Annotated in this window: 12 protein-coding genes; 4 read left to right on the plus strand and 8 right to left on the minus strand. The window is 72.2% G+C overall.

Features of this window, described 5'->3' with window-relative positions:
• Nucleotides 1–9: 9 nt before the first annotated feature.
• The gene (locus tag ACH4XV_RS00865; protein ID WP_395787029.1) at nt 10–825 is read right to left on the minus strand and encodes a family 16 glycosylhydrolase; all 816 of its coding nucleotides are present in this window, start codon (nt 823–825) and stop codon (nt 10–12) included.
• Nucleotides 826–843: 18 nt separating this feature from the next.
• A complete protein-coding gene (locus tag ACH4XV_RS00870; protein WP_395785820.1) occupies nt 844–2,052 on the minus strand; it encodes an ATP-grasp domain-containing protein in 1,209 nt (402 codons plus the stop codon).
• A gap of 94 nt (nt 2,053–2,146) precedes the next feature.
• On the opposite strand from ACH4XV_RS00870, the gene ACH4XV_RS00875 reads away from it, so the two are divergent.
• Nucleotides 2,147–3,325, plus strand: a complete 1,179-nt coding sequence (locus ACH4XV_RS00875; protein WP_395785822.1) for an FAD-dependent oxidoreductase — start codon at nt 2,147–2,149, stop codon at nt 3,323–3,325.
• Nucleotides 3,326–3,547: 222 nt separating this feature from the next.
• On the opposite strand, the gene ACH4XV_RS00880 is transcribed toward ACH4XV_RS00875, so the two are convergent.
• The 6 genes from ACH4XV_RS00880 to ACH4XV_RS00905 all read right to left on the minus strand — a co-directional run bounded on the left by ACH4XV_RS00880 (nt 3,548) and on the right by ACH4XV_RS00905 (nt 14,314).
• Complete coding sequence (locus ACH4XV_RS00880; protein ID WP_395785824.1) at nt 3,548–5,824, minus strand: FdhF/YdeP family oxidoreductase; 2,277 nt, start codon at nt 5,822–5,824, stop codon at nt 3,548–3,550.
• Between the two features lie 96 nt (nt 5,825–5,920).
• Entirely contained in the window at nt 5,921–7,084 is a 1,164-nt protein-coding gene (locus tag ACH4XV_RS00885) for a globin domain-containing protein (RefSeq protein ID WP_395785826.1), read from the minus strand.
• A 254-nt stretch (nt 7,085–7,338) separates the two neighbouring features.
• Nucleotides 7,339–9,288: a hypothetical protein gene (locus ACH4XV_RS00890; protein ID WP_395785828.1), complete on the minus strand. Its 1,950-nt coding sequence runs from the start codon at nt 9,286–9,288 to the stop codon at nt 7,339–7,341.
• A 97-nt stretch (nt 9,289–9,385) separates the two neighbouring features.
• Nucleotides 9,386–11,884: a protein kinase gene (locus tag ACH4XV_RS00895; RefSeq protein ID WP_395785830.1), complete on the minus strand. Its 2,499-nt coding sequence runs from the start codon at nt 11,882–11,884 to the stop codon at nt 9,386–9,388.
• Between the two features lie 184 nt (nt 11,885–12,068).
• The gene (locus ACH4XV_RS00900; RefSeq protein WP_395785832.1) at nt 12,069–13,226 is read right to left on the minus strand and encodes an acyl-CoA dehydrogenase family protein; all 1,158 of its coding nucleotides are present in this window, start codon (nt 13,224–13,226) and stop codon (nt 12,069–12,071) included.
• On the minus strand, nt 13,226–14,314 hold the full coding sequence (locus ACH4XV_RS00905) for an acyl-CoA dehydrogenase family protein (RefSeq protein ID WP_395785834.1): 1,089 nt from the start codon (nt 14,312–14,314) through the stop codon (nt 13,226–13,228). Before ACH4XV_RS00905 ends, ACH4XV_RS00900 begins: the two co-directional genes overlap by 1 nt.
• 220 nt (nt 14,315–14,534) lie before the next feature.
• Here ACH4XV_RS00905 and ACH4XV_RS00910 point away from each other — a divergent pair, with 220 nt between their 5' ends.
• The 3 genes from ACH4XV_RS00910 (at nt 14,535) to ACH4XV_RS00920 (ending at nt 17,118) form a co-directional block, all read left to right on the plus strand.
• Nucleotides 14,535–15,605, plus strand: coding sequence for a hypothetical protein (locus tag ACH4XV_RS00910; protein WP_395785836.1), 1,071 nt, complete (start codon nt 14,535–14,537; stop codon nt 15,603–15,605).
• A gap of 383 nt (nt 15,606–15,988) precedes the next feature.
• A complete protein-coding gene (locus tag ACH4XV_RS00915; protein ID WP_235618757.1) occupies nt 15,989–16,444 on the plus strand; it encodes an ATP-binding protein in 456 nt (151 codons plus the stop codon).
• Nucleotides 16,445–16,881: 437 nt separating this feature from the next.
• Complete coding sequence (locus ACH4XV_RS00920) at nt 16,882–17,118, plus strand: DUF397 domain-containing protein (protein ID WP_020554482.1); 237 nt, start codon at nt 16,882–16,884, stop codon at nt 17,116–17,118.
• Nucleotides 17,119–17,135: the final 17 nt, after the last annotated feature.

Genomic DNA, 17,135 nt, shown 5'->3' on the forward strand with positions numbered 1-17,135 from the left:
CGCGCGGGTTCAGCGCTCCCAGACCCGCACCGCCCGGATCCGCATCTCCGCGCCGGTCACCGTGTCGGGGACCGGCTCCGGGTAGCCCATCGCGAGGGTGAACAACACCTCCATCGGCTCGTGCGGAACATGCGCCCGGTCGGTCACGGCGAACACCTGCTCGCCGTCGATCGACCACGTCACCCGATCCGGCCGCCAGTCGAGGGTGAACCGGTGGAACCTGCCGGCCCAGTCGCGCTCCGGGGAGGCGTGCGTCTGTGCATCGGGCCGGCCGTCGGGCCCGGTCCAGTGCACCGTGGCCCGGGCCAGGCCGTCCAGGCCGATCAGTTCGACCACGTCCAGCTCGGGAGGGGTGCGTTTGGCGGCGGGCATCAGCCAGAACGCCGGGAACGAGAACGGCTCGCGGGGCAAACGCAGTTCGGCCTCGACCCGGCCATAGGTGAAGGTGAACCTCGGCCGACCCGACCAACTCGGCCGCCCGGTGGACAACATGCCCGAGACCCACGGGTAGGCCACGCCGTCCGAACCGGTGGTGGGTCGCCGCGCGGCGGTCAGGATCGCCTGCCCGTCCCGCACCCGGACCTGCTCGGGCAGGTACCACTGCTGCTCGTGGTTGCCCGCGTTGGTACAGCCGGCCACGTTCCAGTCGTAGCACGTCACCCAGCGCTCGGCGGCGAGCGCCGACCCGGCGAAGTCGTCGGCGAACAACAACCGCGGCCCCGCCGGCGGCGCGGACGCGCACCCCGCGAGCAGCAGCACCGGCACCACGACCGGCAACACCGCGGTCAGCCGTCGGCGGACCCGCATCGCCCGACCCGTCTCCATCGAACCCACCCACTCTCCTCAGTGCCACCGCCGGCGCACGGCCAGAGCGAGCGTGCGCACCGCCGTGACCGCCGCCGGCAGCGGATCGTCCAGGGCCAGCCAGGCCGCCTCCACCCCGCCCCACCCCGGCGCCCGACCCGGTGGCCGGGCCACGCCGCAGCGCCCCCGGTAGGCCACGAACGCGGCGAGATCCAGATGCTCGGCGACATAGCGCCGACCCTCGCGCTGGCCACCCAAGGGAATCGGCCGCCCGGTCAGGTCCAGATGCAGCGCACGCACCACGTCCAGGCCCCGCGCGGTCTCGAACATGCGGAACTGGGCGCCCACCCGCGGGTTGAAGTCGACCAGCTTGTAGCGCCCGTCGCGCAGGTCGAGCCGCCAGTCCAGATCGGCCGGACCCCGATAGCCGAGCGCCCGACACAGCCGCGCGGAACGACGGGCGAGACCCGGGTTGGCCAACGCCCGGGCGTACGTGGTCACCCCCGCGTGCGGCGGCCAGGAGCGGAGCTTGAGGCCGGTGAACACCGGCGCGCATCGACCGTCCGGCGCGGCGTACAGGTGCACGATCCAGTCCTGCGCAGCTTCACGCGGCACGTACGCCTGCAACAACACCCCGCGCGGTTCGCCGACCAGCGCGAGCAGCGCACGCCGGTCGCGGACCAGCGTGGTGCCCGGCACCACCGGCGCCCGCAGCCGATCCCACGGCGCGAGATTCTTGACCACCACCGGGTAGCCCAACTCGGCCGCGAACGCGATCAGTTGTTCGCGGTCGGCGGGGAAGCGGGTGTCCGGCGCGGGCACCCCGTGGGCCAGGCAGCGCCGGTAGAGCCCGCGCTTGCCCGCCAGCCCGGCGGGCAGGTCCGGGTCGATCTTGGGCAGCAGGAAACACTCCGCGAGGCGGTCCTGGGCACCGGCGGCCAGCAGCGCCGCCTCGTCGTCGGTGGGCACCAGGACCGCGCGGGCGGGCAACCGGCGGCCGATGTCGAGCAGTTGCTCCACCAGCGTCCGCGGGTCCTCCAGGCCGGTGGTGGGCCACACGTGCCGCCGACTCAGGTGCCGGGACAGGGCGGTGGGGGTGTACGCGTCCTCGACCACCGCGTGCACCGGCACACCCGCGCGCCCGAGCGAGCGCACCGCGCCGACCGAGCCCTGGTGCAGCGGATAGCGGCCGACCTTGAACAGCAGCGCGGGCACCGAACGATCCAGCTCGACTCCTCGGACAACCATTTCGTCGCCTCCCCGTCCGGACCTTTCTAGCAGCGCGAACCGACTTTTCATCGAATAAGCCAATAATCCACTCGAATATCCGAAGGGCACCGCCATGACCGTGGCCATCGTCGGAGCCGGCCCCTACGGCCTCTCGCTCGCCGCCCACCTGCGCCAACTCGGGATGAGCGCCCGGGTGTTCGGCGAACCGCTGGAGAGCTGGCGGCGGCACATGCCGATCGGCATGCTGCTGAAATCCAGGCCCGACGCCTCCTCGATCGCCGCGCCGAGGCCCGGATTCACCCTGGCCTGTTTCCAACGCGCCCGCGGCGAACGCCCGCTGACGGGCGATCAGCCCGTGCCCCTGGAGTTGTTCGTGGCCTACGGGCGGTGGTTCGCCGAGCGCCTGGTCCCGGACGTGGAGCGCGAGCGCGTCACCGGCATCGAGCCGGCCGGGCACGGCTTCGTGCTCGCCCGGGACGGCGGCCCGGACCTGGCGGTCGACGCGGTGGTGCTGGCCACCGGTCTGGCCGCGCACCGCTACGTGCCGGCCGTGCTCGAACACCTCGGCGACGACCTGGTCTCCCACCCCGCGCAGCGCCCCGACCTGGCCGAACTCGGCGCGGACCGGGACATCGTGGTGATCGGCTCCGGCCAATCGGCCCTGGAGAGCGCCGCGTTGCTGCACGAGGGCGGTGCCGCACGGGTCCGGGTGTTCGGCCGGGCCGAGCACATCCGGTTCGCAGCCCCGCCCCGGGCCCGGCGGCTCACCCCGGACTCGCCGCTGGGAGCCGGCTGGACGATCGCCGCCGCCGCGCGGGGCCCGGCCGCGTTCCGGCTGCTGCCCGCCTGCGTCCGGGTCGACCTGGCCCGGCGCATCCTCGGCCCGTCCGCCGCGTGGTGGTTGCGCGATCGCCTGGACGGACGGGTCCCGGTTCGCGACGCGCAGACCGTCACCCGGGCCCGGCGCGAGCCCGACGGGCGGGCGCGGATGTGGCTGCGGGACCGGACCGGCTACCAGCGCGAGGTACACGCCGACCACGTGCTCGCCGCGACCGGCTACCGGGTCGACCTGGCCGCCCTCGGCTTCCTGACACCCTCCGTGCGGCGCCGGATCGCCACGGTGGGCGGACTGCCCGCGCTCGACGCGTCGTTCGAGACCACCGTGCCCGGCCTGTACGTCACCGGCCCGCCCGCCGCCGCCACCTTCGGCCCGGCGCTGCGCTTCGTCCACGGCGCCGACTTCGCCTCCCGCCGCCTCGCGGCGGTACTGGCGGCCCGATTCCGGGGCTGACCGCCGCCGGACCCCGTGGCGCGTCAGCGCCCACGACTCGGGCCGCCCCCGTGATCGACGCGCGAAGCGCGGAGAGCGGCGGAGCCGCAAAGTTCAGGTCGGATGGCCCGGAGCGACGCGGAGGGACAGCCGACCCCGAGCGAGGGGCCGCTTTTCTGCGGAGGAGCGAAGCGGGGGAGCAGAAAAGCGGTCCCTCGCGAGCCGGCCCGAAGGGCCCAACAATCAGTGCGCGTGCGGCTCCAGGCGGACCACGATCGACTTGGACGTCGGTGTGTTGCTCTCGTCGGCCGTGCTGTCCAGCGGCACCAGCACGTTGGTCTCGGGGAAGTAGGCCGCACAGCAGCCCGCGGCGGTGTCGTAGGACACCACCCGGAACGCCTCGGCCCGCCGCTCCGACCCGTCGTGCCATTCGCTGACCAGGTCGACCAGCGCGCCGTCGGCCAGGCCAAGGGCGGTCAGGTCGACGGGGTTGACGAACACCACCCGGCGACCCTGCTTGATCCCGCGATAACGGTCGTCCAGACCGTAGATGGTGGTGTTGTACTGGTCGTGCGAGCGCACCGTCTGGAGGATCAACCGACCCTCGGGCACCCGCAATACGGCGAGTTCGTTGCGGGAGAAGTTGGCCTTCCCGGTCGTGGTCGGGAACCGCCGCGCGTCGCGCGGCCCGTGCGGCAACACGAACCCGCCGGGCTCGCGCACCCGGCGGTTGAAGTCGGTGAAGCCCGGGATCACCCGCTCGATCCGGTCCCGGATCAGGTCGTAGTCGCGCGCGAGGTCGCGCCACGGCACCGACACCCGGTCACCGAGCACCCGTTCGGCCAGCCCGCAGACGATCGCCACCTCCGAGCGCAACCGCGGCGAGGCCGGCGGCAGTTTGCCGCGCGACATGTGCACCGCGCTCATCGAGTCCTCGACCGTGACGAACTGGTCCCGCTCGGTCCGCCCCAGGGTGGGCAGGATCAGCGCCCGCCGCCCGGTGACCGCGTGCGAACGGTTGAGCTTGGTGGATACCTGCACGGTCAGCCGGGTGGCCCGCAGCGCCGCCTCGGTGGCCGCGGTGTCCGGCGTCGCCGAGACGAAGTTGCCGCCCACCGCGACGAACACCTTTACGTTCCCGTCGCGCATCGCCCGGATCGTGTCCACCACGTCGTGCCCGTGCGCGCGCGGCGGCGCGAAGCCGAACTCCTGCTCCAGCGCGTCCAGGAACGCCGGCGCGGGCTTCTCGTAGATGCCCATCGTGCGGTCGCCCTGCACGTTGCTGTGCCCGCGCACCGGGCACACCCCCGCGCCCGGCCGGCCCACATTGCCGCGCAGGAGCAGGAAGTTGACCACCTCGCGAATGGTCGGCACCGAGTTCTTGTGCTGGGTCAGGCCCATCGCCCAGCACACCACGATCCGCCGCGAGTCCAGCACCCGCCGATGGATGCGCTCGATCTGCTCGCGCGACAGGCCGGTCGCCTCCAGCACGTCGGCCCACGGCGTGGTCCGCACGTCGGCCGCGAACTCCTCGAACCCGTGCGCGTATTCGTCGATGAAGGCGCGATCGAGCACGGTGCCGGGCGCGGCGTCCTCGGCTTCGAGCAGCAGCCGGTTCAGCGCCCGGAACAGCGCGAGGTCGCCGTTCACCCGGATCTGCGCGAACTCGTCGGTCAGTTGGGTACCCGAGCCGAGCACACCGGAGACCTTCTGCGGATTCTTGAACCGCAGCAGACCGGCCTCAGGCAGCGGGTTGACCGCCACGATCGAGGCGCCCGCCTGCTTGGCCTTCTCCAGCGCGGACAACATCCTCGGGTGGTTGGTCCCCGGGTTCTGACCCACCACGAAGATCAGGTCGGACCGGTACAGGTCCTCGAGCGAGACACTGCCCTTGCCGACCCCGAGCGTCTGGGTCAGCGCCGAACCGCTCGACTCGTGGCACATGTTGGAGCAGTCCGGCAGATTGTTGGTGCCGAACGCGCGGACGAACAGCTGGTACACGAACGCGGCCTCGTTGCTGGTGCGGCCCGAGGTGTAGAACGCCGCCGCGTCCGGCGAGTCCAGCGCCGCCAACTCCTCGGCGACCACGTCGAACGCGCCCTCCCACGAGATCGGCGCGTAGTGCGTGGCGCCCTCGGCGAGATACATCGGCTCGGTCAACCGACCCTGCTGGCCCAGCCAGTAGTCCGACTTGTCGGCCAACTCTGCCACCGGGTGCGCGGCGAAGAAGTCGGCGCCCACCCGGCGGACCGTGGCCTCCTCGGCGACCGCCTTCGCGCCGTTCTCGCAGAACTCGGCGACACTGCGGTGGTCCGGCTCGGGCCAGGCACACCCGGGGCAGTCGAAGCCCTGCTTCTGGTTGACCTGGACCAGGGTCAGCAGGCTGCGCTTGACCCCCATCTGGCGGCCGGCGTGGCGCAGCGACCAGGCGACGGCCGGCAGCCCGGCCGCGTACTCCTTGGGCGGCCCGACCACAAGCCCCTCGTCGCCGACGTCGTCCACGGGTGGCTTGCTGACCATGCGGGTGCTCCTGCGGCTCGAAGCGGTCGTATCGACACGACTCGACACGACCCTGATGACCCGTACGTTACGCCCCCGGGTCCCGCCCACCGCAGCTCAGCGGCCCCGGAGCAGCACCGTCCCGCCGGCCGCCCCGTCCAGGCTCTCGGTACGCAGGCGCTGCGGGGCCACCCCCAATTCGCCGGTCAGGCGGTGTGCGGTGGCTTGGACCAGGGCCGCCGACCCGCTGACGAACACGTCGTGGTCCGCCCAGTCGCCGTACCTGGCCAGCACGTCGGGCAGCGCGCCCTGGTCGCCCGCGAACGAGCGGTCGTGGGTGACCGCGGGGATCACGTTCAACCACGGGTACACGTCGGCCATCGCGGACAGCGCGCCCAGGTCGTACAGGTCCGCCCGGTACTTGGCGCCGATGAACACATGCGCGCGGTGCGCCAGCTGACGCTGCGCCATGTGCTCCACCAGCGCCTTGATCGGCGCCAGGCCGGTGCCGTAGGCCACGCACAACGTCCGGCGCAGCGTCTCGCCGCGCAACACCAGGCCGCCGCGCGCCGGGCCGAGCCGGATGCGGTCGCCGACCCGGGCCCGATGTACCAGCGCGCTGCTCACCCACCCCGCCGGCACAGCGCGCACGTGCAGCTCCAGCCGGCCGTCGACGCGCGGGGCGTTGGCGATCGAGTAGTGCCGCCACACCCTGGGCCACCACGGGGTCTCCACCGTGACGTGCTGGCCGGGGTGGTAGGGCAGCGGGCGATCCGGCTCGACGGTGATCACCGCGATGTCCCGGCCGCGCGGCTCGTGGGCGGTGATCACCGCGTCCCACCACGCGGGCGCGTCCTCGGCGTCGTCGGCGGCGGCCTCGATCATCACCGCCGCCGCCCACGTGTACACCTCCACCCACGCGGCCTGCAGTTCCGGCGTCCAGCGCTCGCCCAGGTAGCGGGCCAGCGCGCCGATCAGCGCGCTGCCGACCGCGTCGTAATGCTCGTCCAGCACCCCGTACTTGCGATGGTCCCGGCCCAGTCCGCGCAGATAGCGGCGTAACTCGTGCGGTTCGTCGCTGCTCCCGCCGACCCGGAGCAGCGCGGCGAGCAGGCGATCGCGCTGGTGGTCCATCGCCGGCGGGAACAGCGCGCGCAGGTCGGGGCGGCGCAGGAACAACAGCGCGTAGAAGTGCGAGACCAGATCGTGCGCGGCGGGCGCGACGGCCTCCAGGCTGCCGCGGAGCAGATCGGCCCGGGAGGGATCGGGACTTCCGGACATGACGGACCGCATCCTCGTGTGCTCGGAGAGCGATCCGAAGGCCGGACATGTACCACCGAAGCCGGAAACCGCCGGTCGCCCGAAGGGGAAGTGACCCGACGGTATGCGCCGGTCCGACTGCGGAGGGTGGGTAATGCGGTAAGCCCGCCGCGGGGAACCGCGACGGGCTTACGCTTGAGGATTTCTTGCGCCGTGTGGGTGACACGGCGGCCGGGCTTCGGCCGCCCGGTCGAGGAGCGGTCGCCGGCTTCGGGTCAGGGCTGGTATCGGCCGAAGGTGCCCGCGATCTTCGCGTCCTGGTCGGCGCCGACGACGACCGGGTCGGCGCCGCCCAGCACGTTCTCCGCGAAGTCCTTGATCGGAACCGCCGTCCAGCCCGGTGCGGCCGGATACGGCTTGCCCTGGGCGAGCGCGGTCAGCGTCGCGGCCCGAGCCGGGTTCGCGGCGCCCGAGGTGGTGGTCAGGCCGCCGAGTGCCGGCATCGTCTCGTTTTCGTTCGCCCAGCGCTCCTGCCACACCGACGAGGACATCACCCGGAGCAGATTGCTCGCCCCCACCGGATGTTCGGTCTTCGCCGACACGGCCAGCACGCCGGCCCACACGCCGACCGCCGCGGGCTTGCCGGCGGTGGTCCCGGGCATCGGGAAAGCGCCCAGGTTGCGGGCCGTCTCGGGGGAGGTGCGCAGCAGTTCGGCCACCACCCAGTCCGGCTGGATCGCCATCGCCGACTTGCCGGCGGTGAGCACGGCGATGATGCTGCCGGCCGGGTCCTTGTACTCCTCGACGTTCTTCGGCGCGCTCGAATAGGACTGGAGCTTTTGGAAGAACGCGATGCCCGCGCGGCCCGCGTCGGTGTTCAGGCGCCCGGCCCAGCGCTCGTTCTGCGGCACGGCTATCTCGCAGCCGCTCGCGAACAGGCACGCGGCGATCGTCTGCCAGGCCCGGCCGACCAGGTGCAGCGCCTCGAACTTCGGGTCGCTCGCGTAGTGCTGCTTGAGCTTGTCCAACTGGGTGATCCACTCGTCGCGCGTGGTGGGCACCACGAACCCGGCCGGATCGCACAGCCGCTTGTCGTACAGCACGACCGGGGCGTACACGTCCATCGGCAGCGCGTACAGCTTGCCGTCGACGGTGCAGGCGGCCCGGGCCGCCGGGTGCCAGGAGTCCGCGTTCAACCGCTTCGCGTACGGGGTCAGGTCGAGCAGTGTGCCCTGCTTGACCCGGCGGGCCAGGACCAGGCTGTCCATCTGGAAGAGGTCGGGGCCGTTGTCCGTGGCGAGCGCGGTGTCCAGCTTCGCCGGATCGACGAACTCCTGGATCTCGCTGCGGAGGGTGCCGAGCGGGTCCGCCTTGACCAGCGCGGCGGCCACATCGGTGTTGGTCTTCGCCTGGTCGACGCCCGGGGTGTAGATCTTGTCCAGCCACATGGTGAGCGTGTACGGGCCGCTCTCGGTGGTGGGCGGTTCGGGGACGGCCGGCGGCCCCGGCGGCACCGGTGCGGGGGTGGTCGGGTTCGGCTCGGGCGGCGGGGCGGCGCTCTTGTCGTCGCCTCGGGTGAGCAGCCACGCCGCGACCCCGCCGCCGGCCGCGACGGCCGCCGCGACCGAACCGGCCACGATCACCCGGCGCCGGGAGGTGCCGTCGCCTCCGGCGGGCTGCGGGGGCTGCGGGGGTTGCGGGCCCCAGCCGCCGGGCGCGCCCGGGTACTGCGGCGGCCCGCCTGGGTAGTGCGGGGCGGCCCCGGGGTACGACGCGCCCGCGCCGTACGGCGCGCCCTGGGCGGGGGGCTGCGCGGATTGCGCTGCCGGGTACTGCGGTGCCTGGTTCGGGTATTGCGGAGCCTGGCCGGGGGGCTGCGCGGGCTGCCCTGCCGGGTACTGGGGTGCCTGGTTCGGGTATTGCGGAGCCTGGCCGGGCGGGTAGCCCGGCGCCGCACCCGCCGGCGGTTGCGGCACCGTGTCTGCCGGGGGTTGCGCCCCCGCCGGGTATCCGGGGGCCTGGCCGGCCGGGAACTGTGCGGCCGCGCCGGCCGGGTGGCCCGCCGGCTGTTGCCCCGCCGGTCCGCCGGCGTACTGCGCGGGCGGTCCGGCCGGCTGCCCCGGGGGCGGCGGCACGGCCATCGGGGCGTACGTGGGCCGAGGCGGTGGTTCGGCCGACGGGTCGTCGTCCCTCGACGCGGGTGGTTCCTCGTTCCACGACGACACGGTGCGGCTCCTCCGAGAGTGGGCGACAGGCATGGCCGGATGCCATGCCTGCGCAAACCTTAGGGCGCGCGGTGATCGTTGCCGCCGGGGAGATCCGTCAGGTGGGGTCGACGCCGAATTCGCGGGCCACGATCGTGTTCGCCGCGGCCGCCGCCGCCAGCGGGTCGGTGCCCGCCAGCGTCTGCCGGGAGAGTTCGGTCAGCGGACGCTCCGACCACCCCGGGGCGACCGGATACGCCCGACCGCCCACGGGCAGCGCGGACAGTGCGGCCTGGATCATCGGATTGTCCGACGGCACCGCTCGATCCAGGCCACTGCGCACCGGAACCAGACGGGCCTCCGTCGCGATCCGGGCCCGCCAGCGGTCGGTGGCGACCAGGGAGAGCAGGTCGATCGCCGCCTCCTTGAACAGGCTGGCCGCCGACACCGCCAGGACAGTGCCGCGCACCCCGACGGCGGCCGGCTTGCCCGCGGTGCGGCCCGGGATCGCGAACGCGCCCAGCACCGGGCGCAGCGCCGGATTCGCCGCCACCACCGCGTCGTACAGCGACGCGTCGGCGATCACCGACGCGACCCCGCCCTTGGCGACGCGGGTCGTGGTCGCCGGGTCGTCGTTGCCCGCCCCGACCGCGTCCGGCGCGTACGACTGGAGGTGTCGGAAGAACCGGGCCCCCTCGACCGATCCGGGCAGGTCGAGCGTGCCGCGCCAGGCGTCGCCCTCCTGCACCGCGATGGTCCCGTCGTCCTCCCACACGCACGAGGCCAACACCGGCCAGGCCCCGCCGGGTACGTACAGCGCGCGGTAGTCGGGGTTGGCCGCGTTGGCCTGGCGCAACTTCTCCAGGTCCGCGACCCACGTCACCCGGTCGGTCGGCACGCCCACCTGCGCGGCCTGGAACAGCCCCTTGTCGTAGAGCACCACGGGCACACCGGCGCCCAGGGGCAGCGCCATGATCCGGCCCCCCGAGGTGACCGCGGCCCGCACGGCGGGGAACCAGCTGCCGCCGTCGAACCGGCTCTGCAGCGGGGTCAGGTCCATCACGAGGTCGGCGGCCTTGAACCGGGCCAGGGCGAGCAGGTCGAGTTCGAACACGTCGGGTCCGCGGCCGGCGCGCAGCGCCTGTTCGAGCGCCTGGGTGTAGCCGGCCTTCGGCTGCACCCGGGTGCCGATCCGCACTCCGGCGCCGGTGGTGCCCATTTTGCCGAATTCCAGGCCGAGTTCGCCGAGCAGTCCGGCGGGGACCAGGCTCTCGGTGGTCCAGACGGTGAGTTCGCGGACCGCGCCGGGTACGGCCGGGCCGGGTGTGTGCGTCGCCGAACTCGGTGCCGGTGCCGACGGCTTCGGGGCGGACTTGGGCGTCTTGTCGCCGCCCCGGCTCAGCGCCCAGGCCGCACCGCCGCCGCCCAGGATCGCGGCGCCGGCCGCGACGGCGAGGAAGCCGCGGCGGGACTTGGCCCGGGAGGAGCCGGCGGCCCGGTGTGCGCGGGTGGGCGGTTCGCCCCCGGCGGGCGGCGCGGCGGGTTCGGTCCGGGCCGCGCGGTGGGTCCGGGCCGCGGTGGTGGCCGGCGCCGGTTCCGGCTCGGGGGCGGGCGGCGCGGCGGGGGAGGGCACGGGCGTGGGCGTGGGCTCGGGCTCGGCCGGCGGGGTCGCGCCGGGCGGCGGGGCCGGTACGGTGTCGGCCGCGTACGGCTCGCTGCCGGGCATCGGCTCGGGCGGCTCCCACGGGTTGGCCACCCGCTCGGCCACCCACGTCGCGGTGGCCGCGGGCAGCCAGCTCGGGCCGGGCGTGCCGGCCGCGACCCGGGCCACCTCCTGCGGAGCGGGCCGCCGGTCCGGGTCCTTGACCAGGCAGGCCGCGATCAGGTCGCGCAACGACGCGGGCACGTCGCCCAGTTCCGGCTCGCCCTCGGCGACCCGATCGGCCGGCGAGCGCTCGTCGCCCCGGTCGAACGGGCCCGCGCCGGTCGCGGCGAACACCAGCACCGACCCGAGCGAGAACACATCGCTCGCCGGACCCACCGTCAGATCCCGTACCTGCTCCGGCGAACGAAAGCCGGGGGAGTCGAGCACGGTGCCGATCACCACGCCGTCGGAGGTCACCGACGAGCCGAGCGAGGCGTGCGCGATCCCGACGTGCGGCAGCCGGGGGCCGTTCGGATCGAGCAGCACCGCGCCGGGGTCGAGCCGCCCGTGGTACAGCCCGGCGGCGTGCAACAGGTCGAGCGAGACGGCGAGTTCGCCGGCCAGCGTGCGCAGCGAATGGCCGGGGAGCAGGCCGTGCCGACGGACCGTCTCGGCCAGCGTCGGACCGGGCACGTGCGTGGTGGCGTACCAGAGTTGCCGGCCGGTGGTGTCGGCGTCCAGGACCACGGCGGTGCCGGGGCCGGGCAACCGCCGCGCGGCGTCCACCTCTTCGCCGAAGCGGGCGCGGAAGGCGGGATCACGCCCGAGGTCGGCCCGGATCACCCGCACGACGACGGGGGCGTCGTCGGGCGCGGCGCCCAGATAGGTCCGAGCCGTGGTCCCTTCGCCGAGCCGGCCCACCAATCGGTAGGCGCCAACGCTCGAAGGGTCCTCGTCGTGCAGCGGCCGCATGGCAGAAACTCCGTTTCGCTCACCGGTGTGAACGGTGCCGAAGTCTGCCATGAAGCGCGCCCGCTTCCGGCCACCCGTTCGGCGGTACCCCCGCCGAGCCCGTCATATCCGTAAAACACCGGGCGGCGAGCCCGCGAGCGGCCCGCCCGCCCGGCACGGGACCCGCGTGCGGGTCCCGCCGTACCTATCGCGACCGGGGCAGCCCCAGCCGGTGCTCGGCGATGTTGTTGCGCTGGATCTCGCTGGTCCCGCCGTAGATCGTGGTCACCGGCGCGTCCCGCGCGGCGTGGTCGACGAACCACGCGTCGCCCGGCTCGCCCAGCAGCCCCTCGGGTCCGGCCATGTCCAGGCACGCCTCCGCCGCCCGGTTGTACGCCTCGCTCGCGTACAACTTGGCGATCGAGCCCTCGGTGGTGGGCAGGCCGCCCGCGCTGGCGATCAGCGCCGGGCGCAGCGCGAGCAGCGCGGTGATCTCGTTGTCGATCGCGATCCGGGCCAGCCGCTTGCGCACCGCGGTGTCGTCCATCGCCCCGGTCTCGGCCGCCCACCGGGTGAACCGGCGCAGCAGCGACACGCCCTGGTTCATGTTGCCGAACACGCCCCGCTCGTAGGCCAGCGCCACCTTCATCACCTCCCACCCGCCGTGCACCTCGCCGAGCCGCCAGCGGTCGGGGACGCGGACGTCGGCGAAGTAGGTGATGTTGGTGCGGTCGCCGCCCATCGTCTGCACCGCCTGGAAGGAGATGCCGGGCAGGTCGGTCGGCACCAGGAACATGGTCAGGCCGCGATGTTTGGCCACGTCCGGGTCGGTGCGGGTCAGCAGGATCACATAGCCGGCCTCGTGCACGAGGGTGGTGAACATCTTCTGCCCGTTCACCAGCCACACCGGCTCGTCCTTCGGGTCCCCGGGCACCCGCTCCGCGCGGGTGGCCGCCGCCGCGACGTCCGATCCCGAGCCGGGTTCGCTGTAGCCCAGTGCCGCGATCGCCTCGCCCCGATGGAACCGGGGCAGTACCTCGGCCAGATGGAACGCGCTGCCGATCTGCTCCACGACCCCCGCAACCAGCATGGTGTTGGCCAGCCCGTAGAACGGCGCGTCGGCCAGCCCCAGTTCGTCGAAGAAGACGTACAGCTCCAACGGGTCGCGCCCGCCGGCCCGCCCGGGCCCGGCCATGCCCTCGGCGATCACCCCGGTCGCGGCCAGCGCGCGGTGGAACTCCCAGTCGTGGAAGGTGCCGGTGCGCCGGGCCCGCTCGATCATGTCCTCGGTCAGGTGCTCGGCGACGAAGCCCCGGATCCACCGCCGGAACTCCTCGACCGATTCCTTGGGTCGAAAGTCCATCAGACGCCTCCCACCGCTCCGAAGAGATCGTCGGCCAACGCCCGGTACTCCTCGTCCGGATCACCCAGGACCAGCGGCCAGCCCCGGGCGCGCCGGAAGTAGAGCTGGATGTCGTATTCGAGGGTGACGCCGTATCCGCCGTGGAAGTGCACCGCGCGATAGGTCGTGGTCCGGGCCACCTCCGTCGCGGCCAGGAACGCCATCACCGCGAGCCGGCCCGCCTCGGCCGGGTCGCCCTCGTCCGCGCACCACGCGGCGCGCGCGGTCAGCAGCCGGATCCCGTCGATCGGCCCGACCAGATCGGCCAGCCCCTGCTGGACCGCCTGGAACGCGCCGATCGGCCTGCCGAACTGCTCGCGCTCCAGCGTGTACGCCACCGCCGACTCCAGCGCCCGCTCGGCGAGCCCGACCAGTGTGGCGGCCGTATACAGCTGCCACTCCCGGCGCAGCGCGGCGTGTCGCCGGGCCGCGTCCTCGCCGCGGGCCAGCACCACCCGCCCGCCCCGGTCGTCGCGCACGTACCGGTCGGCCAGCGGCGCCGCCGCGTGGTTGACCGGCCCGCTCATCGGCGCCTCGCCCCGTATCGCGACCAGTTCGTCCTCGTCGAGCGCCACCACCACATCGGCCACCGCGCCGCCGGGCACCAGTCGGGCCAGCCCGTCCACGGTCGGCCGCAGCGCCGGCGCCGCGATCAGCGTGCCGTCGGCGACCCCGGCGCACCATGGTGTGTCGAACAGCAGCCGGGACGCGGCCAGGTGTGCGCTGAGCGGCACCGGCGCCAGTACCCGACCGGCCTCGTGCAGCAGCAGAATCAGCTCCGCGCGGCTCGCGCCGCCACCACCGGCGACTTCCGGCAGCGCCATTCCGGGTACGCCCATCGCGGCCAGGCGCCGCCACAGATCGGCCGCGAAGCCGAGTGGTTCGGCCGCGCGTACCACGGAAATCGGACATCGGTCCGTGAAGAACTCCGAAAAGGCGCTCCGTACCGCCTTTTGATCTTCCGTCGGTTCAAGATCCACCGGCGACCTCCGTTCACACCTCACCGCTCGCACGAGCCGGCCGGCGCACGCTAGCCGGTGTCGCCGCACCCTTCCATGGCATCGCGGGGGCGAAGTGACCGATGTGCCGGAGATCTCGATCCCATGACATTACTTGCCGGTAGCTGACTGGCGGGTTGCTCTTTGCGAAGATCGGCTGCCCGAGTGACATCCGACGAGAACAGCTGCTTTCCGCCGTGCGGGTCCTGGGGGATCGAGCCGATCACCCATACGATCCGAGGAATAACGGAAAGCGAAGGGAGAACCCGCTGTGCGTGCATACCGCCACGTGGCGCTGGTGTTGATCGCCTTGCTGGGTGCGGCCCTGATCATCTTCCCGCTGGCCGCCGGCCTGCCGAAGAAGACGCAGGCCGTCGACGACCTGACCAATGCCTTCCGGCCCGCCTTCACGCCGCAGGCCATCGAGCAGAGCCGGACCGACCTGGCCACCATGAACCAGATGCTGGAGCAGCTCCAGGCGGAGACGCTGCCCGGACTCGCCCAGCAGGCCGGGATCCCCACACCTTCGCTGATCAACCTGATGGGCACCACCGCGCCCGAGGTCGGCAAGGGTCTCAAGGAGATCCCGACGATCATGCCGCGGTTCAACAAGCTCGCGGGCACCATGGACGCGCAGGCCGGGAACTTCCGCCAGGCCGACGACATCCCCACCGCGGACGCGCCGAACACCGCGGTCACCTATCTCTATCTGATCCCGGGCATCGTGCTGCTCGTGGTGGGTGCCGGCGGGCTGCTGTTCTCCTTCGTCGGATCGCGCGCCGTGGTGAGCACGGTGTGCCTGGTGATCGCCGCGGTGGTCGGCCTGGGCATGGTGGTGGGCACCCTCGCCACCGGCGTGATCGGCAAGACCAAGGCCTCCGAGAAGATGTTCACCGCGTTCCGGCCGACCTTCACCGACGCCGGGTACAAGCAGGCGCACGACGACCTGGACACGCTGGGCAAGATGGCCGTCGGGATGAAGACCAAGTCCATCCCGTCGATGGCCGCGCTCCTGCGCAAGCCCGTCCCGCAGTTCACCGCCGAGCTGGCCACGCAGTACCCCAAGGTCGGCAAGGGGCTCGCGGAGACCGACCGGATCCTGGCCAAGTTCAACGCCCTGGTGGAGAACATCGGCGCCAACGTCGACACGTTCGAGAAGGCGGACAGCATCCCCAACAAGGACACCGAGGTCTCGGTCATGCCGTGGCTGCTGCTCGGCCCGGGTGCGGCGGTCTTCCTGCTGGCCGGCGTCGCGCTGGTGATCCAATTCACAGGGCGCGGCAACGGCTCCACCGACCCGAACACGGGGGCGCCCAGGCAACCGTCCGGTGCGGCGGTCTGACCACTCGACGGCCACGCAGCGGAAGCGTCCGTCAACCGTGTGTCTAGGTTGTCCGGATTATTCCTGGTGTAGGACCAAAAGAAAGAAAAGACTGGTTCCCTGAATGTCCGGGAACCGGGTGTAAAGCGGCCCTTGGTCGATCGAAATGCACGTGCATCGGCGCGGTGCAGACGCAGAAATCGTCGATGCACGTGCATCCGGTCTTGCAGTTGGGGTCGGCATCCTCATAATGAAGTGTGTGCATGTGCACGCGCATGTGCATGGACGCTCTGTGAGGCGAGTCCTCTGGCGGCGTTCCCAACAGGCCGGGGACCAGTACCCGCTCGGAGGCACGGATGACCGTCGCGAGTCCCGCAGGGTTCCGGACGTCGACGTTTCAGTGGATGGAGCCTCTGGCCGGGGATATGGGCCCAACATCCGATATCGCGATACAAGCCCTCGCCGCACGTCGGGAGTCGGTCAAGGCCGCTCGTGACTTCACGCAGTCGGTGCTCGCCGGCTGGGGCGCCGCCTGTCTCGAGGACGACCTCGCCCTGGTCGTGTCCGAACTCGTCACGAACGCACTGTGTCACGGCCTGGGTGCGGGCCGCGACGACGCGACGGATGTCGCGCACAACATCCAACTGGCGCTTCTGCGCAAGGGCGAACGTGTCATGTGCGCGGTGCAGGATCCGGGCGAGAGTCTGCCCGAGGCCCAGGCCGGCGGCGAGGACGAGGAATCGGGTCGCGGGCTGTATCTGGTGGGCTGCTTCAGTGATTCCTGGGGCTGGTTCCCGCTGAACGGTATGGGCCGACGCACCGGAAAGGTCGTCTGGGCCATGTTCGAGATACGCGGCTGATCCACACGTTCCGCAATATGGGGACCGCATTGCGTGGCGACATTGTGTTGCGGCGAAGCGGCGAGTTTTAATTCACATTCGCCGGCGGCAACGAATGCGGGCGGTATCCGAGTCACCCGGCGCCAAGCGTTTACCCGTCGATCCCGTCGACGGGTTTTCTGCATTCTTACGCCCGTTTCGTCCCCGCCGGCTTAAGCAGCTTTTACGCTTCCTTTGAAACCTTGAGGAATGCATGAGCCCTCACGTGTGGGTGAACTCCGGCTGCGCTATCATCGCCGTTGTACGCTGCAAATGCATGGTCAGATGCACGTGCATGCGTAAGTCGGACCGGTTTTGGAAGAAATTGCCACGGACCGGGACGAAGGAACGACACGTGCCGCAACCGGGGGCGGGCGACCGCTGTCGGGTCGCTCGGCGAGAGGTCCAGGAGAAGCGTCATGCAGGCAACGCACAACGGGGTATCGGCGACCGCGCTCGACGGGGTCACCTGGCAGAAGAGCCGCCGCAGCAACTCGCAGGGAAATTGCGTCGAAATGGCCGCGCTGCCGGACGGCGACGTCGCGGTCCGCAATTCGCGCCACCCCGACGGGCCGGCGCTGATCTATACGCGCGCCGAGATCGAAGCGCTCATCCTCGGGGTCAAGGACGGGGACTTCGACAACCTGCTGGCGTGACGACCCGCCCGGGGCGC

The sequence above is a fragment of the Embleya sp. NPDC020630 genome (assembly GCF_044334985.1).
In the GTDB taxonomy this organism is placed as follows: Bacteria; Actinomycetota; Actinomycetes; order Streptomycetales; family Streptomycetaceae; genus Embleya.

Bases quoted from the DNA above. Each gene is read 5' to 3' on its own strand.
- ACH4XV_RS00865 (WP_395787029.1), bottom strand. From the start codon at position 825: ATGGAGACGGGTCGGGCGATGCGGGTCCGCCGACGGCTGACCGCGGTG.
- ACH4XV_RS00870 (WP_395785820.1), bottom strand. From the start codon at position 2,052: ATGGTTGTCCGAGGAGTCGAGCTGGATCGTTCGGTGCCCGCGCTGCTG.
- ACH4XV_RS00875 (WP_395785822.1), top strand. From the start codon at position 2,147: ATGACCGTGGCCATCGTCGGAGCCGGCCCCTACGGCCTCTCGCTCGCC.
- ACH4XV_RS00880 (WP_395785824.1), bottom strand. From the start codon at position 5,824: ATGGTCAGCAAGCCACCCGTGGACGACGTCGGCGACGAGGGGCTTGTG.
- ACH4XV_RS00885 (WP_395785826.1), bottom strand. From the start codon at position 7,084: ATGTCCGGAAGTCCCGATCCCTCCCGGGCCGATCTGCTCCGCGGCAGC.
- ACH4XV_RS00895 (WP_395785830.1), bottom strand. From the start codon at position 11,884: ATGCGGCCGCTGCACGACGAGGACCCTTCGAGCGTTGGCGCCTACCGA.
- ACH4XV_RS00900 (WP_395785832.1), bottom strand. From the start codon at position 13,226: ATGGACTTTCGACCCAAGGAATCGGTCGAGGAGTTCCGGCGGTGGATC.
- ACH4XV_RS00915 (WP_235618757.1), top strand. From the start codon at position 15,989: ATGGAGCCTCTGGCCGGGGATATGGGCCCAACATCCGATATCGCGATA.
- ACH4XV_RS00920 (WP_020554482.1), top strand. From the start codon at position 16,882: ATGCAGGCAACGCACAACGGGGTATCGGCGACCGCGCTCGACGGGGTC.